Source organism: Flavobacterium sp. SLB02 (assembly GCF_009664855.1).
GTDB lineage: Bacteria > Bacteroidota > Bacteroidia > Flavobacteriales > Flavobacteriaceae > Flavobacterium.
In genome coordinates, this window is record NZ_CP045928.1 from 5,313,167 (window position 1) to 5,331,527 (window position 18,361).

Sequence of the window (18,361 nt, forward strand, 5' to 3'; positions counted from 1 at the left end):
ATTAATTACAATGAAAAAGTTTATTTTATCTTTAGTACTCATGGCTGTAACAACAAGTTACAGCCAAGAGTTAAACCTACCAGTATTTACACAATATTTAGCAGACAATCCTTTTGTTATTTCACCTGCCTTTGCCGGTATCGGGGATAATCTTAGAATTAGAGCCAACGGTCTTACACAATGGGTGGGTATTAAAGATGCACCGCAAAACCAGTCACTTTATGCTGATTTTAGAATTCTCGATCGTTCCGGAGTGGGTATTTCGCTTTATAATGACAGAAACGGTTATACGCGTCAAACGGGAGCTAAAGTTTCCTTTGCGCACCATATCATTTTAGATTATTATTCAAAGCAATATCTTTCTTTTGGACTTTCATACAACTTCAATACATTTCGTATCGATACAGACGAGTTCAATACTACAATCGAGCATCCGGTTATAGATCCATCTGTAACAGACAATCGTTATAATGCCAATAACAACTTTGATATTAGTGCTTTGTATCGTAATAAAAGCTTCTATATAAGTTTTAATGCCAATAACGTTTTAAAGAAAAACACCGATAAATACAGAGGAGTAGAACCTAATTTACTTTCAAACTATCAGGTATATACCGGATATGTTTTTAGAGATGGAGAAAACAGCCGAATCGAATATGAACCATCTGTTTACTACCAGTATTTTGCAAGTGATAAACGTTCTACAACCGATTTTAACTTCAAGTACAGACGTTACAACCGTTACGAAGATTACTATTGGGTAGGAGTTTCATATCGCTTCTTAAACGACCAGTTCCCAAAACCATTATCAGTTGGGCCAATGGTAGGTTTCATGAAATCTAAATTTTACTTTGGGTATTCGTATCAGGTAATGTTCAACGATTTAGGAAACTATAACACAGGAACGCACTCGGTAACTATTGGTTTCGATTTCTTACAATCCATCAGTAACTGTCCTTGTACGCAAAGTCCGGTTCACGATTAAGGAGTATTTTTATCATTTTAGAGGCAAATTTGTTTTTTTTCTTAACTTATAACGTTTTCGCTGTTATAGATAGGTTATTTTTATATTTATGATACTTTAAAAGTTCTATATTTGTTTTTCTTTCAAAAAAAACTAAAAAACTATATAATGAAAACTTTAAACGATTTCGATTTTAAGAATAAAAAAGCAATTATCCGTGTTGACTTTAATGTACCATTGGATGAAAATTTTAATGTAACTGATGCTACACGTATCGAAGCTGCAAAGCCAACAATTGATGCTATTTTAGCACAAGGCGGAAGTGTAATTTTGATGTCGCATTTAGGAAGACCAAAAGGAGTAGAAGAAAAATATTCTTTAAAACATATTTTAAAAACAGCTTCAGAAATTTTAGGAGTTAAGGTTAAGTTTGCCGAAAACTGTGTTGGAGAAGTTGCTCAGGCTGCAGCCCAAGATTTAAAACCAGGAGAAGTTTTATTGCTTGAAAATTTACGTTTTCATGCTGAAGAAGAAGCAGGAGAAGTTGCTTTTGCAAAAGAATTAGCATCACTTGGAGACATCTATGTAAACGATGCTTTTGGTACTGCTCACAGAGCGCATGCTTCAACAACTATTATTGCACAATTCTTTCCAACAGAAAAATGTTTCGGAACATTGTTGGCAAAAGAAATAGAAAGCTTAAACAAAGTACTTAAAAATAGCGAAAAACCGGTAACAGCAGTTCTTGGAGGATCTAAGGTATCATCTAAAATTACCGTTATCGAAAATATCTTAGACAAAGTAGATCACATGATCATTGGAGGCGGAATGACTTTTACATTCATTAAAGCACAAGGTGGTAAAATTGGAGATTCTATTTGCGAGGATGACAAACAAGAATTAGCACTTGAAATTTTAAGATTGGCGAAAGAAAAAGGAGTTCAGATTCATATTCCGGTTGATGTAATTGCTGCAGATGATTTCTCAAACACAGCAAATACTAAAGTGGTAGATGTAAGAGAAATTCCTGACGGATGGCAAGGTCTTGATGCAGGTCCTAAATCTTTAGAGAACTTCAAAAAAGTAATTTTAGAGTCAAAAACTATTTTATGGAATGGTCCATTAGGAGTTTTCGAAATGGAATCATTCGCAAAAGGAACAATTGCTTTAGGTGATTATATCGCCGAAGCTACAGAAAATGGAGCGTTTTCATTAGTAGGTGGTGGAGATTCAGTTGCTGCTGTAAAACAATTCGGATTCGAAGATAAAATGAGTTATGTATCCACTGGTGGTGGGGCTATGCTTGAAATGTTAGAAGGAAAAGTTTTGCCTGGAATCGCTGCGATTTTAGACTAAAAAATCACAATTAACATTTTTTTAGATAGTTTACATGCATAAACTGGTTAAGTTTGCAAAAGTAAGGTTTCTGTAATTGTTTGAATTATAGAATTTTAAAAAAATGTTATATGATTGTAAAAAAAATATCAATAGTAGTTTCGGTGTTTTTTTCTATGTCGATCTTTGCGCAGGATATTACAAAGACAGATGTTGAAATTAAGCCAATTGTAAAGATATCGTATTTAGATTCTGTTAAAAATACTTTCAAAAGAGATGTAATGGCAACCCGCGTTGACAGTCTCTGGATGAACGAATTAGTAAGTTTAGATATTTACGATGATCTTACAAAAGACATTCAAACCATCAATACAGATGTTACTGTAGATGAAGAACTGCCAACAGAATTGCTTAAACAGCGTCTTCAGGCAATGAATGAGAAATCACCTTTTGACATTGAATACAATCAGGGTTTAGAAAACATAATAAAGTCATTTCTTAAAAATCGTAAAAAATCGTTTTCAAGATTAATGTCTTTATCAGAATATTATTTCCCCATTTTCGAAGACGCTTTTGCCAGACAAAACGTGCCTTTAGAAATTAAATATTTAGCCGTTGTAGAATCTGCTTTAAATCCTAAAGCAGTTTCTAAAATGGGCGCCACCGGACTTTGGCAATTCATGTACGGAACCGGTAAACAATATGCCCTGAAAATCGATTCCTATATCGATGAGCGCAGTGATCCTCTTAAAGCTACAGCCGCTGCATCAGAATACATGAGCAAGATGTTCAATATTTTTGGCGATTGGGAGTTAGTTTTGGCATCATACAATTCAGGACCTGGAAATGTTACCAAAGCAATTCGTCGCTCTGGCGGAAAAACAAAATACTGGGACATTCGTAACCATCTTCCAAAAGAAACTCAAGGTTATGTTCCCGCTTTTTTAGCTACAATGTATCTTTTTGAATACCATAAAGAACACGGAATAAATCCGCAAAGAGCTGTAGTTAAAAACTTTGAAACAGATACAGTACAGATCAAAAATCAAATGTCATTCAAGCAAATTGCAGATTTGTTAGACATGCCGCAATCTCAGATTCAGCTTTTAAATCCTTCGTATAAATTAAACGTAGTTCCTTTTTATCAAGGCGAACCGCATTACCTGCGTTTGCCAAAAGATAAAATCGCCACATTTGTTTCAAACGAAGACAAGATTTATGACTACGTAGCGTATCAATCACGAAATAAAACAATGCCTACACAGTTGGCTTTGAAAGTTACGCCTAAAGCAAAAGCAAAACTGGAGAGAACAATTGAGCCAGTGGATACCGATCTTAAATGGTATAAAGTTCGAAAAGGAGATAATTTAGGTGCTATTGCTGCCAGGTACAATGTAAATGTGATTGACTTAAAAAAATGGAATAATCTTAAAACAAACTCGGTTGCACTGGGCAGAAATTTAAAGATTAAATCAGATATCGATGCCGCTGTTAAAAATCCAAAAGAAGTAAAAGCAACTCTTGCAATAGAGAAAAAAGCTGAAGAAGCCGTTGCAGTTGTCGATGATAAAGATAAAGCTTCCAAAGTATACGATGTATATGTAGTAGCAAATGGTGATAACTTAGGAAGCATTGCAAAAAAATTCGGTATGAATATTGCTGAATTAAAAGAGCTTAATAGTTTAACTTCAAATAATATTGGTTTAGGAAAATCTTTAACGGTTTCTAAAAATGTACCGGATATTATTGATGAACATGCTGTAAATACTGCAGTAGCTTCAAATTCTTCGATTGATTCATTCAAGAAAAAAGCAACTTCAACTAAAGATCTTGGAGAAGACTATTACGTTAAAAAAGGAGATTCGTTATATAGTATTTCTAAAAAATATCCAGGTGTTACCATTTCGGATATTAAAAAATGGAATAATATTAAAGACGGAGACATTAAACCAGGAATGAAACTTAAAATAAACGGATAGTTAAAAAATCTTACATAAATTTGGGTTTTATTTCATAAATTAAGAAAATGAATAAAACCCATTTTTTATTGCTGTTAATTCCGTTTCTCTTGATTTCTTGTTTAAAAAACGAGAAACCCCAGCCCGTATCAGGTAAAACCAACTCGATTTCTATTATTATAGACGATCAGTTGTGGTATGGAGAAGTAGGAGATAGTATTCGAAATAAATTTGCATCACCCGTTTTAGGCCTGACCCAGGAGGAACCTCTATTTACCATAAATCAATATCCCGCACGTTTGCTTGAAGGTTTTGTTACCGATAGCCGAAGCATTATTGTAGTTAAAAAAGCAACTACAGAAAAATTCGAAATTACCCACAGTAAATCCTTACCCCATAACACCTTTCGTATTTACGGAAAATCAGTCGATGATATTATTTGCAGTATCGAACTCAATTCGGCACAAATTATTAAAATCATTCGCGATGCCGAAATTCAGAAAATCCAGGAAGATAATAGCAAATCGTTATTGAACCCGACTGTTATAAAAAACAAATTCCATATCGATTTGCAAATCCCGACCGGTTATGAATACATGCTGCACAAAAAGAATTTTATCTGGCTTAAAAAAGACATTATAAGCGGTAATACAAGTTTACTTATTTACCAGATTCCCATACGTAGTTTTAAGAAAAGCTCAGATCTTGTAGATAATATTATCAAAATGCGCGATTCGGTTGGTTTTTATATCAAAGGCCGCGAACCCAATACCCGAATGATAACAGGTGAAGCTTACGCGCCTTATTTTTCGACTATAATGTTAGACGGCAAACAAGCCTATGAAACCAAAGGAAACTGGGAGCTAAAAAATGACTTCATGGCCGGACCATTTATTAATTACGCCATTGTAGACAAAATGTACAATCGAATTTTGGTCATCGAAGGATTTTGTTATTCGCCATCTAATCAGGAAAGAGATTTAATGTTCGATTTAGAAGCCATTATAAAATCAGTAAAAATTGATAAACGATAAAAGTCTAAATGGTTAGATCACTTTTTGAAATAAAATAATCAATAGGAACAAGGAATAAATACAGAATGGAATTAAAATGGAAAATAAAGCCGTTTGAAGCATTAACGGTTCATGAGTTATATGATTTACTCAAACTAAGAAGTGAGATCTTTGTATTGGAGCAAAATTGCGTCTATTTAGACCTTGACGGAAAAGATAAGAAAGCATTACACCTAATTGGCGAATACGATGGTAAAACGGTCGCTTATGTACGTTTATTCGATGCCGGAATTAGTTTCGACAATGCCTCGATTGGCAGAGTCGTAGTCGATGCCAATTATCGCGACAGAAAATGGGGACATGACCTGATGCGTGAAGCTATTGCTGCCATAAAATCGAATTTCGATAAAGATAAAATTACCATAGGTGCACAACTGTATTTAAAGAAATTCTATGAAAGCCACGGATTTGTGCAAAGCAGCGAAATGTATCTTGAAGATGATATTCCGCACATCGAGATGGTTCGCGGTTAATTTCTAAAAAAGATAAAATCAGGTTTTTAAGTTTCTAAAACCTTTTAAATTTCAATTAAGCCTTCATTTGTTTTGTAAACAAATGAAGGCTTTCTTATTTTTTGCACATTTATGATTACAATAACATTTTCTAAAAGACAGTTTCTTTATTTTAGTTTTTTTGAAATTTTAAGAAAAAGTCTAATAAATGGGTAGATTAAAATGGGTTTTAGTGTTTTGTATTTGTGGTTTTGTGACTTTTGGTCAGAATCATTCGGTTACTAAAGTAGATGATAAAAAAAGTGAAAATCTGGCAAGTCTGGCGAAAGTTTGGGGATTTTTAAAATATTATCACCCCAATGTTGCAAAAGGAAATTTTAATTGGGATGAACAATTAATTCAAATGATTCCAAAAGTCGAACAAGCTCAAAACAAAGACGATTTATCCAGAATATATTTAGAATGGATTGCTGCTTTAGGCGTTGTAAAAGAATGTAAATCCTGCAAAGAAACTTCAAAAGAGAAATCTTTCGATAAAAACTTTGATCTCTCCTGGATAAATAATTCAATTATTTTTACAAATGAACTTTCTCATAAATTGAAATACATTGAAGAAAACAGGTTCCGGGGAGAAAATTACTATGTTACCAAAAGTTCGGTAGGAAATATTAAAGTGAGAAATGAAATCAATTATACTGATTTTGATTATCCTGATCAAAATCATAGGTTATTGAGCTTGTTTCGATATTGGAATACCGTTGAATATTTCTTTCCATACAAATATTTAACAGATCAAAATTGGGATTCTGTTTTAATCGAAATGATTCCGAAATTTAAAAACGCAAATGATGCATTAGAATATCAATTACTAATGCAGGAAACGGTTGTTAAACTCGATGATACTCATGCAAGCTTTTATTCAGATAAGAATTTTGATTTTTTTGGGCGAAAGTATATTCCTGCATTCATTAATGTAATTGAAGATAAAGTTGTTATTGCGGGATTTTATAATGATTCTTTGGCAAAATTAAATGATATCAAAAAGGGTGATATTATTGAAGAAGTTGACGGTAAAAGTGCTTTAGAAATAATGTCAGAAAGAAAAAAATATGTAAATGGTTCAAATAACAATACCAAAGCTAAAAATTACGATTATTTTATATTTAATGGTTCAACAGATTCTGTAAAAGTTAAAATTAGAAGAGATAATCTTATTTTCGTAAAAACTATAAAACGTTATTCTGGAATTGATTTTCAACCAAAAGGATTGTATAACAAGGAAAAATTTAATGTTGATCAAAATAATATTGCATATATTAATTTGGATAATTTAGAAATGAAGGATCAGAATATAGTAATGCAAAAGATAAATAAAACCAAAGGCTTAATTATTGATTTTAGAAATTATCCTGATTTTATGCCGTATTTAATCGCCAGAAGATTAATTAAAGAGGATAAGGAGTATGCGCGGCTTATAGAACCAGATTTGACTTTTCCCGGCAAATTTAATTGGAAAAAAACAAAAGTTCTTGATCCTATTAAAAATGAGTATTATGCCGGAAAAGTAGTTGTTTTGGTAAACGAAGAAACTCAAAGTATGGCTGAATATTGTACAATGTTTTTGCAAACAGGAGATAATGTGGTAACTATTGGAAGTCAGACTGCTGGAGCTGATGGTGATATATCTAGAATTGAATTTTTAACTTTTAAATCAGCAATTAGTGGTCTGGGAGTTTTCTATCCGGATGGAACGCCAACACAAAGAGTAGGAGTTAAAGTTGATATTCTTGTTCGTCCTACAATTAAAGGAATTCAGGAAGGTCGAGATGAGTTGCTTGAAAAAGCAAAAGAATATCTGGCAAAATAAATAACGACATAAAACTTCAAAAGACAACAGAATTCAATATTAATTTCGAAATAAAAAAGCCTTTACTGACATTGAAATCAATAAAGGCTTTTCTGTATATTAGAAATATTTTCTAATTACATTTTCAAAATCGTTTTATACTCAGTTTGATTGTTTAAAACACTTATGGCTTTCTTAATCTCAGAGTTGTTTTTGATGTAATATTGATACAAACCTTCCTGATACTGATATCTTTTTATTAATTCCTCCTGAATCAGGTTTCTAATCTCTTTTTGATTTTTATCGAGCAAAGTCGTTTCGCTTTTTTCAAGAGCAGCCAATAATTGCTGATATTCCGGAGCTATGGTTTCATCTATTTTTTCATTTTTGGCTGCAGCCAAAGTATTCTTCAAAGCGACTTCCGTTTCAGTATCGAAACTGATTTTGTTGGCTTTCAGGTATTGCTTGAAACTAGCATAGTCGGCATCAGAAACTGTTGGAATTTTATCTCCTAAATTTGGATTCTTGTAGTAATACGTTGTGGCGTAATCAAAAATTCCGTCATTCTTTAATAATGCAGTCGTAATAGGGCTCATTTTAGATTCGTCTAATTCGATATCCGGCAAAACACCACCACCATCATACACTGTTCTTCCTTTTCTGGTCTTAAAAGCATTAAAGTTTTTGGCATCTGTTTTTTGAGCAACACCATTTTTATCCTTATGTGCATAATCCAAAGCCTGAATACAACGGCCCGATGGAGTGTAGTAGCGAGAAATAGTTACTTTTAGCTGAGTTCCGTAAGTCAAATCAACAGAACGTTGTACCAGACCTTTCCCGAAACTGCGGGTTCCTAAAATCACCGCGCGATCTAAATCCTGCAAAGCACCCGAAACAATTTCAGAGGCAGAAGCACTTCTTCCGTTTACTAAAATAGCCAGCGGAATTTGAGTATCTACAGGTTCTTTGGTCGTTTTATAAGTATTGTTGTGTTTCTCGATTCTTGATTTTGTAGTTACAATAACTTCATTTTTTGGTACAAACAAATTACAAATATCAATAGCTTCGTTAAGCAAACCACCAGGGTTTCCTCTTAAATCAAGAACAATTTGTGTAGCGCCATCCGCTTTTAGTTTTTCAAGAGCTTCTTTTACTTCATTTGATGCCTTTCGGCTAAAGTGAGCCAAAACAATATAACCCGTTTTGTCGTCGATTTTCCCATAAAAAGGAACCGATTTAATATCCACTTCATCCAAAATCAGCTCCGTTGTAAAGGTTTTTCCCTGACGAAGGTATTTAATCTGGATTTTGGTATTTTTTGTTCCTTTCAATAATTGCGAAGCATCATCTTTAAAGTCAGCAATCAAAACATCGCCAATCTGAATAATTTCGTCACCTGCTTTTAGTCCGGCTTTATCAGCAGGATAATTTTTATAAGGTTCACGCACAATTAAGCGGTCTTTTTTTCTGGAGATCAAAGCGCCAATTCCGGTATATTCTCCCGTATTATTGATCTTGAAATTTACAACATCCTGTTCGTTAAAGTAAACCGTGTAAGGATCTAAACTTCCCAACATGCTTTTAATGGCTTTGTCCATCAAATCACCCGGATTGGTTTCATCGACATAATTGGTGTTAACAGCTTTAAACAATGTCGTAAAGATTTCGATTTGTTTGGCAATTTCAAAAAAGTCGTCTTTGAAACTGGTTCCAATAAATAAAAATCCTGCCGCAACAGTGGGTATGATGAATTTCTTTTTGAAATAAGGATACATGATTATAATTTTTTTCTTTTAAATCTTCTTCTAATAAAATAGGCAATTACACAAAATAGTATAATAAATGGCCAAAGGCTAATAATGGAAATTAAAAATTCTGAAAGGCTAAAAAATCCGGATTGAATCGCCGCCCAGATTTTAGATCCGTACGAAGCTTTGACTCCTTCTTTTTGAGCAATGGTTTTGTAAAATTCAATGCTTACAGTACTTTCCGAAACACGATTTTCCAGATATTTCAATTGCCCTTCCTTAGCTTCAATTTCTTCACGAATGGCTGAAATCTGTTTTTCGATTTCTAAAATCTCACTTATTTTGGTTGCTTTTTGTAATATCTCTAAGTAACGTGCTTCAAGTTTTCGTTTCGTTTTTAGTCTTGTCGTTAAATCAATATATTCTTCGGTTACATTTTGCGAAGTAATATCTTTTCTTTCAAAATAAGAAACCCCTTTTGAAATAGCATTTATAAAAGCATCAAAATTTTGACTAGGAACACGAACAGTTAAATTTCTATAAACATTGTTGTAATCTTTTCCTTCAGAATCATTTTGTATGCTAGCCTTATTCGCTGCAATTGCAGTTTGAATTTGATTGAAAGTATCTTGTAGATCATTAGTTTCAAATCTAAGGGAAGCTTCTTTAATGATTTTTTGAGGAATTTGAGGAGAAGCAGGGTCGGCCATGTCATCTTTTAGATCTGAACTGGCAGCAGATTCATTTTTTGGAGGTAGTTTAACGGCACTAACCATCATATTAGCTGGTTCCTCGTGTTTACTGCAACCTGAAAAGGTCAAAAGGACAAAGAATAAAAAGAAAAAATATTTCATATCTATTTCAAATTAAATCTAAAACTACAATTTTTTTATAATTCTTGGTCTAATTTGATCAATAAAGTTGTCATCGAAGGATTACAAATCAGTTTTATCTTCAGAATCATTGGTTTTGTTTACTTGCAGAAGGAATTTCTCGAACAACTGAATCGTTTTGGTATTGATTTCTTGGTAAGATAATTTGTCTTTAGTCTGATAAAAAAACATCACAGAATAAGGTTCCTGAATATTATCTAAAAGCAAATGTTTATTCAATCGGTACGTTTCCCTTAAAACACGTTTGAAGTAATTGCGATCAACCGCTTTTTTAAAATATTTCTTAGAAACCGAAACCCCCATTTTAATTTTTTCGTCTGAACCTTCTTCCGTTTGACGGTAAACCAAACGCAACGGATATTTAGAAACTGATTTTCCTTCAGAAAACAGTAAACCTATTGTCGTTTTGCTCTTTAAGCGTTCCTTTTTTGGGTAAGTGAAGTTCATTTAATTCAGAAAAAAATTGCAATTATGTGGCAAAGGTACAATTGTATTGCAAAAGCAAACGAATATTAGGCAATTACTTTGTATTCAAATTTGTGCCAGGCTATAAATAATAAAAGATTTACTGGTACAAATGTGGTTTTTATAACTTAAAGATGATTTTCTATAAACAATAAGGCCCATGTCATGCGTATATTTGTAAGATTCAATATAAAAAGCCATTATAAAGCGTGTAAATTTGTACGATTTGTAATCGATTTATTTTGGTAACTAGCATATTTATTGGTAGTTATATAATTTTTATATAGCTAAAAATTTATTTATTACTTTTGGGCATTAATTTTTTAAGCATGCAAAAAATAATTTCCTATCCAATATCTGTCATATACTACATAATTTTTAGTTTGTGCCTGCTTGTATTTCATCCAATACAATGGATTTGCCTAAATGTTTTTGGCTATCAGGCTCATAAAAAAAGTGTCGATTATTTAAATTTTTTCCTTTTAAGATGTACCAATCTTGTGGGAACAACTTATAAAATCGAAAACAGAGAAACAATCCCAACAGGAGTGCCAATTATTTTTGTTTGTAATCACCAAAGTATGTATGATATCATTGCAATGATTTGGTATTTTAGACGTTTTCATTGTAAATTTGTAAGCAAGAAAGAGTTAGGTAGCGGAATCCCAAGTGTGTCTTATAATTTGAAACATGGAGGATCAGTGCTAATTGACCGTAAAGACCCTAAACAAGCTATTCCGGCAATTAAAGGTTTGTCTGAATATATTGAAAAATACAAAAGAGCAGCTGTTATTTTTCCTGAAGGAACGCGTAGTAAAACAGGAAAACCTAAAGAATTTGCTCAAAATGGTGTGAAAATTCTATGTAAATACGCACCTTCTGCCTACGTAGTACCGGTGAGTATCAATAATTCATGGAAAATGGTAAGATTTGGTTTTTTTCCTGTAGGTTTAGGAAATCGCCTTACCTTTACCGTTCATAAAGCTTTGGCTGTAAAAGACTATAATTTTGCCGATTTAATGGAGATGACAGAGAAGGCAGTTGTAGAAGGAGTAAACGAGTATAAATAGATTTTTGATTTCAGCAATATAACTGAAACAGAAATCCCAATCTTAAATAAGTAATGTCTATAAAAAACATTAGATTAGAAGTAATGCAGTTTTTGGAAAAAAACGTGGATAGCTTCGTTGAACAGTATTTAATTCCGGTAGAAAAAATTTGGCAGCCGTCAGACTTTTTACCTAATTCTGAAGGAGAAAATTTCTTTGAGGAGGTAAAAGAGTTACGTGAAATTGCCAAAGAATTACCATATGATTTCTGGGTTACGCTTGTAGGTGATACCATCACTGAGGAGGCTTTGCCAACATACGAATCATGGTTAATGGATGTAGAAGGTATAAATCAGATAGAAAATGGTGGAAATGGCTGGTCGAAATGGATCAGACAATGGACCGGAGAGGAAAACCGCCACGGTGATTTGCTTAATAAATACTTGTATTTGTCTGGTCGTGTAAACATGCGTGAAATCGAAATGACAACACAGCATTTAATCAACGACGGTTTTGATATTGGAACTGGATCTGACCCATACAAAAACTTTGTATACACAAGTTTCCAGGAATTAGCAACTTATGTTTCGCACAATAGAGTAGCTCAAATGGCTAAAAAATTTGGTGATAACAAGTTGTCTAAAATGTGTAAAATGATTGCTGGTGACGAAATGCGTCATCACCATGCGTATAGCGAGTTTGTTACCCGTATTTTTGCAGTAGATCCTAGCGAAATGATGTTGGCTTTTCAGTACATGATGAAACAAAAAATCGTTATGCCGGCACATTTCTTAAGAGAATCTGGCCAAAAAATCAGTTCTGCTTTCGAACAATTTTCTGATTCAGCACAACGTATTGGGGTGTATACCGCAAGCGATTATGTAGATATCATGCAGAAATTAATGGACAAGTGGGAAATTGATAAAATGACCGGTTTAACAGATGAAGCTGAAAAAGCACGTGATTATTTAATGAAATTACCAGCTCGTATGGCAAGAATCTCAGAAAGATTAGTAATTCCGCAGGAATCACACATCTTTAAATGGGTAGAACCAGCGAGATTGTAAAAATTTTAGATTGCAGATTTCTGATTTTAGATTAAAATTGATTTTTGTAATTAATATTTGATATTGATATTTAAAACATATTGTTGATTGTTGAGGTTGAAAAACTTTGACAATCAACATTTTTTATTCAATAAGGATTTTCGAAAGACGCAATTAAAAAATAATCTGCGTAAATCCGTTTAATCCGCAAAATCTGTCTGCCATTAACTATGCAGATAAACACATAACAAACTATGAAGAATTCTGAACTGATAAACAAAACAATTGCTTTTGTAAAAGAAAAACTAAATGATGCCGAAGGCGGACACGATTGGTTTCATATCGAACGCGTCTATAAAAATGCGCTATTAATCGCAAAAGATACTGATTGTGATCTTACGGTTGTTCAATTAGGAGCTTTACTTCACGATATTGCCGATAGTAAATTTCATAACGGAGATGAAACGATTGGCCCAAAAACCGCACGTTTGTTTTTAGAATCAGAAAATGCTTCAGAAGAAATTATTCAGCATGTAGTGAATATCATCGAAAACATCTCATATAAAGGCGGAAATTTTGAAAAGAAGTTCTCCTCTATAGAATTGGATATCGTTCAGGATGCGGATCGTTTAGACGCAATAGGCGCGATTGGAGTGGCAAGAGCGTTCAATTATGGCGGATTTAAAAACAGAACCCTTCATGATCCTGAAATTGCCCCAATAACCAATATGACCAAAGAAGAGTATAAAAAGAATAATGCACCCACGATAAATCATTTTTACGAAAAGCTTTTACTCTTAAAAGATAAAATGAATACCGAAACCGGAAAACAAATCGCTGCCGAAAGACATCGTTTTATGGAGTTATTCCTGGCTCAGTTCTACGCAGAATGGGAGGGGATTAAGTAAGTTTTCAGTCTCAGTCTCAGTTTTCAGTAATAAAAAAAGGCTTCATAATTGAAGCCATTTTTTTATGTTTTAATTCTAATTCTACCTTTAGGGATAGCTTTGGGAGCTTCTCGCGCAGCGGGGATTATGGAGAATCAATAGAAATCTTTGTAGAACTTTGTGAGTCTCTGTGAAACCTCCGTGAATCTCTGTGGTACAAAAAACTAATCCACTTAGAATCTCAGCAACTGAGAACCTTCCTCTAAGAACACCCACAATTCCCTTCACCGCAATCTTTCTTCTTCTTAGATTTCCAAAAGAACTTTTTGATCAAAAAACCAACGGCGATAAATAATATGACAAAGGCAATAATTTCTTGTACCATGATCGTTTATTTTAAAAGTTGATACGCAAAAAGCGCTACAAAGTAAGCAAGCCCACTCATCAGGAAAAGCTGCATTGCAGGCCATTTCCATGAATTCGTTTCTTTTTTGGTAATTGCCAATGTACTGGCACATTGCATCGCAAAAGCGTAGAATAATAGTAATGAAATTCCCGAAGCAAAATTGAAGATCTTCTGACCCGTTTCAGGATTTATTTCTTCCTGCATTTTACTTTTTATAGTGGCTTCGTTATCACTGCTTCCTACACTGTAAATTGTCGCAAGAGTTCCTACGAAAACTTCACGCGCCGCAAACGAACTGATAATCGCAATACCTATTTTCCAGTCGTAACCCAAAGGAGAAATAGCAGGTTCAATAGCTTTACCCATAATCCCGATATACGAATTCTCTAATTTCTGAGAAGCCACTTCATTTTCGAATTCAGTTTCGTCAAGTGGAGTATCCACAAATCTTTCTTTTACGATAGATTCAGCTTCGTTAAAATCTTTTCCGGGACCGTACGACGCTAAAAACCATAAAATAACAGATATCGCTAAGATGATTTTACCGGCTCCAACAACGAAAGCTTTTGTTTTTTCGACAACATTAATGGCAACATTCTTGAAAAGAGGTAATTTATAACTCGGCATTTCGACAACGAAATACGTTTTGGCACTTATTTTTAATATTTTGTTTAAGATATAAGCTGATAAAATGGCTGTTCCAAAACCTAATAAATATAACAACATCAAGGCCAAACCTTGTACATTTAAAAATCCAAACAAACGTTCTTCTGGAATTACCAATGAAATGATAATAGTATAAACCGGTAATCTCGCAGAACAAGTCGTGAATGGTGTTACTAATATCGTAATAAGGCGTTCTTTCCAGTTTTCGATATTTCTGGTCGCCATAATTGCGGGAATCGCACAGGCAGTTCCAGAAATCAAAGGCACAACACTTTTCCCGGAAAGACCAAACTTACGCATGATTTTATCCATCAAAAAGACCACACGACTCATATAACCGCTTTCTTCCAGAATCGAAATAAACAAGAACAGAAAGGCAATTTGCGGAATAAAAATAATAACACCGCCAATTCCCGGTACAATTCCCTGCGAAAGTAAATCAGTTAGAATACCGCTCGGTAATTCCTGAGCTACCCAGCTGCTTAAAGAAGCAAAAGTGGTGTCGATAAAATCCATTGGGATGGTTGACCAACTGAAAATAGATTGGAAAATCAAAAATAAAATGGCCAGGAAAATAACATAACCCCAAACTTTGTGGGTTAAAACACGATCAAGTTTAGCTCTAAAATCTTTTGCCATCGAGGCATCAACTTTTAAACCTTCTTTCAAAACATCATTGATGAATTGGTAACGTTTAATAGTTTCTTTTTGCTGTAAACGCTTTAATTCAGAATGCGATTTAGTAAAAGTACTTCTGATTTCGTTTCGCTCTAAGTTCAAAAAGTTCACGTCCTGCGTAATGACCAACCATAATTTATATAATAACTGGTTAGGAAAAGCTTGCTGTAATTTTTCAAAATATTCTTCGTCAATAACCGAAGCATTCATACAAGGTTCATGCGGAATCGTTTTATAAGAAACAATTAGTTCCTTTAATTCCTCAATTCCCAAGCCTTTGCGTGAGCTTACCAAAGCAATTTTGGTTTTTAATTTTTCTTCAAGATACGGAATATCTAAAGTTATCCCTTTGCTTTCCATACGATCCGACATATTAATGACTAAAATCGTCGGAATTTCAAGGTCTTTTATTTGCGTGTAAATCAGTAAATTTCGTTTTAGATTTTCAACATCTGTAACCACTACTGCTACATCCGGATATAATTTATCGTTTTTGTTTAATAAAAGTTCAATAACCACACTTTCATCCATAGAACTTGCGTTTAGGCTATAAGTTCCAGGTAAATCCAGAATATTGGCTTTGATGTTGTGTGGTAATTTACAGAACCCTATTTTTTTCTCAACAGTAATTCCGGGATAATTCCCCACTTGTTGATTTAGTCCTGTAAGCTGATTAAAAACGGAAGTTTTTCCTGTGTTAGGATTCCCAATAAGGGCAACATTGATATTTTGAATGCTCATTACAAATTGGTTTTGATAAGTTCAACTTCAATTTCACGAGCAGTTTCAACACGGATGGCTACGTGTGAACCATTAATATCTAAATATAATGGATCTCCAAAAGGAGCAATTTGAAGCAATTCGACTAAGTTGCCTGGCAAGCAGCCCATTTCTAATAATTTTAGAGGAATAAGATCGATATCAAAATCTTTGATAATGGCTTTCTCGCCTTTTTTTAGAGTGTGGATAGTATTTTGCAAAGCTTATTTAGATTGAATTTAGATTGCAAAAGTAGGCAATTATTCTTTATTTCAAGGCATTTAACACTTTTGTAAATGCTAAATGTTTCTAAAAATAAGGGATTTTACTCCTGACACAAGAAATTGATGTCCTCTAAAAGGCGCTGAATTTCCTCTTTGTTCGTTCCGTCATAAAAACCACGAACACGTCGTTTTTGATCGACCAAAACAAAATTCTCTGTATGTACCATATCGTACAATTGATCAGGGCGACCCAACTTTACCGCCAGATAGGATTTTCGGGCCATAGAGTAGATTTCTTTTTTGTCTCCGGTAACCAAATTCCATTTACTGTCAACAACATGATGTTTGACAGCATATTCTTTGAGAACCGGAATACTGTCAACTTCAGGAAAAACGGTATGCGAAAGCAACATTACTTTAGGGTTGTTTAAAATGGCTTTTTGAACATCTTCAAGATTTGTCGTCATTTTTGGACAAATAGATCCGCAAGTCGTAAAGAAAAAGTCGGCGACATAAATTTTGCCTTCGTAATTCTTTTGGGTAATCGTATCTCCGTTTTGATTTACAAATTTAAAATCTGCTATGGTATGGTATTTACTTTTGTACTGCACCGTACTATCTACCAATTCAGGATTTACATCAGCCGGATTATAAATTGGCAATGTTTTTTGTGGCTTTAAAGCCGAATAAAATAAAGATATGGTTACAGCTGAAAATACAATGAGAACAATAAAAAATTTACGGTATTTATAAAGAAACGATTTCATAAAAATAATTTGGCGCAAAAATACAAAAAGCACATTTTAAAAAGCGAATAATGTGTTGTTTTTAACAGGATAGTGGAAGTAAATCGCCACGAATTCACAAAATACTTTTTATTTTAATTCGTGAATTTGTGGCAGAAATCGTATTTGATCTACTTCTTAACCTTTCTAATAGATTTATTGACCAAATAAACTCCGGTTAATGTGACAACTGCACCAATTGCAACTGCCTTTGTAAGTATTTCTCCAAAAATAAAAGACCCTAAAACCATAGCCACAATCGGGTTGATATAAACATAAATACTGCTAATTTCTGTTGGAAGGTTTTTCAATGAATAGATAAAAGCGATAAAAGTTAAAACCGAACCAATAATAACTAAATAGGCAATTGCCCACCATGAAGGCATTGGGATTTCAGCAAATGGAATATTAATTCCTGCAGCTTCAGTAATTCCAAATAAAAATATACTGGAGATCAGCATCTGTAATCCTAAACTAAAATAAGGGTTAAAACTTGCTGCTTTTTTCTTTGTTTGTAAAATTCCAAAAGCCCATGTAATAGTAGATATAGTCATTAAAACAATCCCGAATTGAAATTCTGGTTTTAATATATCAGCAATATAATCGATGAAAACAATACAAATACCTCCAAAACTAATTAAAATTCCAAGCAAAGCCATTCTTGCAATTTTGTAGCCGTTAAAAAAATTAATAATAATGATAAAGATGGGGAAAAGCGCAGTAATTATGGCACCTAATCCGCTACTCATATATTTAACACCCCAGGTACTTAGGCCATTACTAAGCATAAAGTTTAAAATTGCTAATACGAATATTGTTCGCCATTCTTTTCCTTTTGGCCAGGGTTCTTTCTTTATTAAAAAATAACCTACATATAAGATTCCACCTAAAAACTGACGAATGGTTACCAATTGCAAAGCTGGCATATATCTAACACCCTCTTTTGAGGCAAGCCAGGTTGTACCCCAAAAAAAACTTACCCAACATAACGCCAATATCGGTAATCCGATGGCATCGATTCTTCCGGAAACAGCATTTTGTATTTTGGCTCTCACTTTTATTTGAATTATTTGTAACAAATATTCCAAAAACTATTCTAATATTCAGTTAGAAACCGGTAATAAATA

At 33.6% G+C, this 18,361-nt stretch carries 17 protein-coding genes; 9 read left to right on the forward strand and 8 right to left on the reverse strand.

Annotation, left to right across the window (positions count from 1 at the left end):
• Positions 1–10 precede the first annotated feature (10 nt).
• From GIY83_RS19990 to GIY83_RS20015, 6 genes are all read left to right on the forward strand, one after another.
• Complete coding sequence (locus GIY83_RS19990) at positions 11–985, forward strand: type IX secretion system membrane protein PorP/SprF (RefSeq protein ID WP_194619832.1); 975 nt, start codon at positions 11–13, stop codon at positions 983–985.
• A gap of 147 nt (positions 986–1,132) precedes the next feature.
• A complete protein-coding gene (pgk, locus tag GIY83_RS19995; protein ID WP_208683079.1) occupies positions 1,133–2,320 on the forward strand; it encodes a phosphoglycerate kinase in 1,188 nt (395 codons plus the stop codon).
• A 110-nt stretch (positions 2,321–2,430) separates the two neighbouring features.
• The gene (locus GIY83_RS20000; RefSeq protein WP_208683081.1) at positions 2,431–4,278 is read left to right on the forward strand and encodes a LysM peptidoglycan-binding domain-containing protein; all 1,848 of its coding nucleotides are present in this window, start codon (positions 2,431–2,433) and stop codon (positions 4,276–4,278) included.
• Positions 4,279–4,325: 47 nt separating this feature from the next.
• On the forward strand, positions 4,326–5,291 hold the full coding sequence (locus GIY83_RS20005) for a DUF4837 family protein (RefSeq protein WP_194619837.1): 966 nt from the start codon (positions 4,326–4,328) through the stop codon (positions 5,289–5,291).
• Between the two features lie 65 nt (positions 5,292–5,356).
• A complete protein-coding gene (locus tag GIY83_RS20010) occupies positions 5,357–5,803 on the forward strand; it encodes a GNAT family N-acetyltransferase (RefSeq protein WP_194619839.1) in 447 nt (148 codons plus the stop codon).
• 187 nt (positions 5,804–5,990) lie between these two features.
• A complete protein-coding gene (locus GIY83_RS20015; RefSeq protein ID WP_208683083.1) occupies positions 5,991–7,649 on the forward strand; it encodes a S41 family peptidase in 1,659 nt (552 codons plus the stop codon).
• Positions 7,650–7,765: 116 nt separating this feature from the next.
• Here the strand turns inward: GIY83_RS20015 and GIY83_RS20020 are convergent, their stop codons facing one another.
• The 3 genes from GIY83_RS20020 to rnpA form a co-directional block, all read right to left on the reverse strand.
• Positions 7,766–9,403 (reverse strand): S41 family peptidase, encoded by a 1,638-nt coding sequence (locus GIY83_RS20020; RefSeq protein WP_208683085.1) that lies wholly within the window; start codon positions 9,401–9,403, stop codon positions 7,766–7,768.
• A gap of 2 nt (positions 9,404–9,405) precedes the next feature.
• Positions 9,406–10,230, reverse strand: coding sequence for a DUF4349 domain-containing protein (locus tag GIY83_RS20025; RefSeq protein WP_208683087.1), 825 nt, complete (start codon positions 10,228–10,230; stop codon positions 9,406–9,408).
• Positions 10,231–10,311: 81 nt separating this feature from the next.
• Complete coding sequence (gene rnpA / locus GIY83_RS20030; protein ID WP_208683089.1) at positions 10,312–10,716, reverse strand: ribonuclease P protein component; 405 nt, start codon at positions 10,714–10,716, stop codon at positions 10,312–10,314.
• A gap of 347 nt (positions 10,717–11,063) precedes the next feature.
• Here rnpA and GIY83_RS20035 point away from each other — a divergent pair, with 347 nt between their 5' ends.
• From GIY83_RS20035 to GIY83_RS20045, 3 genes are all read left to right on the forward strand, one after another.
• A complete protein-coding gene (locus tag GIY83_RS20035; protein WP_208683091.1) occupies positions 11,064–11,804 on the forward strand; it encodes a 1-acyl-sn-glycerol-3-phosphate acyltransferase in 741 nt (246 codons plus the stop codon).
• 53 nt (positions 11,805–11,857) lie between these two features.
• Positions 11,858–12,850 (forward strand): acyl-ACP desaturase, encoded by a 993-nt coding sequence (locus GIY83_RS20040; protein ID WP_194619851.1) that lies wholly within the window; start codon positions 11,858–11,860, stop codon positions 12,848–12,850.
• 233 nt (positions 12,851–13,083) lie between these two features.
• Positions 13,084–13,737 (forward strand): HD domain-containing protein, encoded by a 654-nt coding sequence (locus tag GIY83_RS20045; RefSeq protein ID WP_208683093.1) that lies wholly within the window; start codon positions 13,084–13,086, stop codon positions 13,735–13,737.
• Between the two features lie 241 nt (positions 13,738–13,978).
• On the opposite strand, the gene GIY83_RS20050 is transcribed toward GIY83_RS20045, so the two are convergent.
• The 5 genes from GIY83_RS20050 to GIY83_RS20070 form a co-directional block, all read right to left on the reverse strand.
• The gene (locus GIY83_RS20050) at positions 13,979–14,101 is read right to left on the reverse strand and encodes a FeoB-associated Cys-rich membrane protein (protein ID WP_078006651.1); all 123 of its coding nucleotides are present in this window, start codon (positions 14,099–14,101) and stop codon (positions 13,979–13,981) included.
• 6 nt (positions 14,102–14,107) lie between these two features.
• Positions 14,108–16,207, reverse strand: coding sequence for a ferrous iron transport protein B (gene feoB, locus GIY83_RS20055; RefSeq protein ID WP_208683095.1), 2,100 nt, complete (start codon positions 16,205–16,207; stop codon positions 14,108–14,110).
• Positions 16,207–16,446: a FeoA family protein gene (locus GIY83_RS20060; RefSeq protein ID WP_017495803.1), complete on the reverse strand. Its 240-nt coding sequence runs from the start codon at positions 16,444–16,446 to the stop codon at positions 16,207–16,209. Before GIY83_RS20060 ends, feoB begins: the two co-directional genes overlap by 1 nt.
• Before the next feature lie 104 nt (positions 16,447–16,550).
• Positions 16,551–17,216: an SCO family protein gene (locus GIY83_RS20065; RefSeq protein ID WP_194619857.1), complete on the reverse strand. Its 666-nt coding sequence runs from the start codon at positions 17,214–17,216 to the stop codon at positions 16,551–16,553.
• Positions 17,217–17,365: 149 nt separating this feature from the next.
• Entirely contained in the window at positions 17,366–18,289 is a 924-nt protein-coding gene (locus GIY83_RS20070; RefSeq protein ID WP_208683097.1) for a DMT family transporter, read from the reverse strand.
• Positions 18,290–18,361 lie beyond the last annotated feature (72 nt).

Coding starts and splice junctions, on each gene's coding strand:
- GIY83_RS19990 (WP_194619832.1), top strand. CDS start 11: ATGAAAAAGTTTATTTTATCTTTAGTACTCATGGCTGTAACAACAAGT.
- pgk (WP_208683079.1), top strand. CDS start 1,133: ATGAAAACTTTAAACGATTTCGATTTTAAGAATAAAAAAGCAATTATC.
- GIY83_RS20000 (WP_208683081.1), top strand. CDS start 2,431: ATGATTGTAAAAAAAATATCAATAGTAGTTTCGGTGTTTTTTTCTATG.
- GIY83_RS20005 (WP_194619837.1), top strand. CDS start 4,326: ATGAATAAAACCCATTTTTTATTGCTGTTAATTCCGTTTCTCTTGATT.
- GIY83_RS20010 (WP_194619839.1), top strand. CDS start 5,357: ATGGAATTAAAATGGAAAATAAAGCCGTTTGAAGCATTAACGGTTCAT.
- GIY83_RS20015 (WP_208683083.1), top strand. CDS start 5,991: ATGGGTAGATTAAAATGGGTTTTAGTGTTTTGTATTTGTGGTTTTGTG.
- GIY83_RS20020 (WP_208683085.1), bottom strand. CDS start 9,403: ATGTATCCTTATTTCAAAAAGAAATTCATCATACCCACTGTTGCGGCA.
- GIY83_RS20025 (WP_208683087.1), bottom strand. CDS start 10,230: ATGAAATATTTTTTCTTTTTATTCTTTGTCCTTTTGACCTTTTCAGGT.
- rnpA (WP_208683089.1), bottom strand. CDS start 10,716: ATGAACTTCACTTACCCAAAAAAGGAACGCTTAAAGAGCAAAACGACA.
- GIY83_RS20035 (WP_208683091.1), top strand. CDS start 11,064: ATGCAAAAAATAATTTCCTATCCAATATCTGTCATATACTACATAATT.
- GIY83_RS20040 (WP_194619851.1), top strand. CDS start 11,858: ATGTCTATAAAAAACATTAGATTAGAAGTAATGCAGTTTTTGGAAAAA.
- GIY83_RS20045 (WP_208683093.1), top strand. CDS start 13,084: ATGAAGAATTCTGAACTGATAAACAAAACAATTGCTTTTGTAAAAGAA.
- GIY83_RS20050 (WP_078006651.1), bottom strand. CDS start 14,101: ATGGTACAAGAAATTATTGCCTTTGTCATATTATTTATCGCCGTTGGT.
- feoB (WP_208683095.1), bottom strand. CDS start 16,207: ATGAGCATTCAAAATATCAATGTTGCCCTTATTGGGAATCCTAACACA.
- GIY83_RS20065 (WP_194619857.1), bottom strand. CDS start 17,216: ATGAAATCGTTTCTTTATAAATACCGTAAATTTTTTATTGTTCTCATT.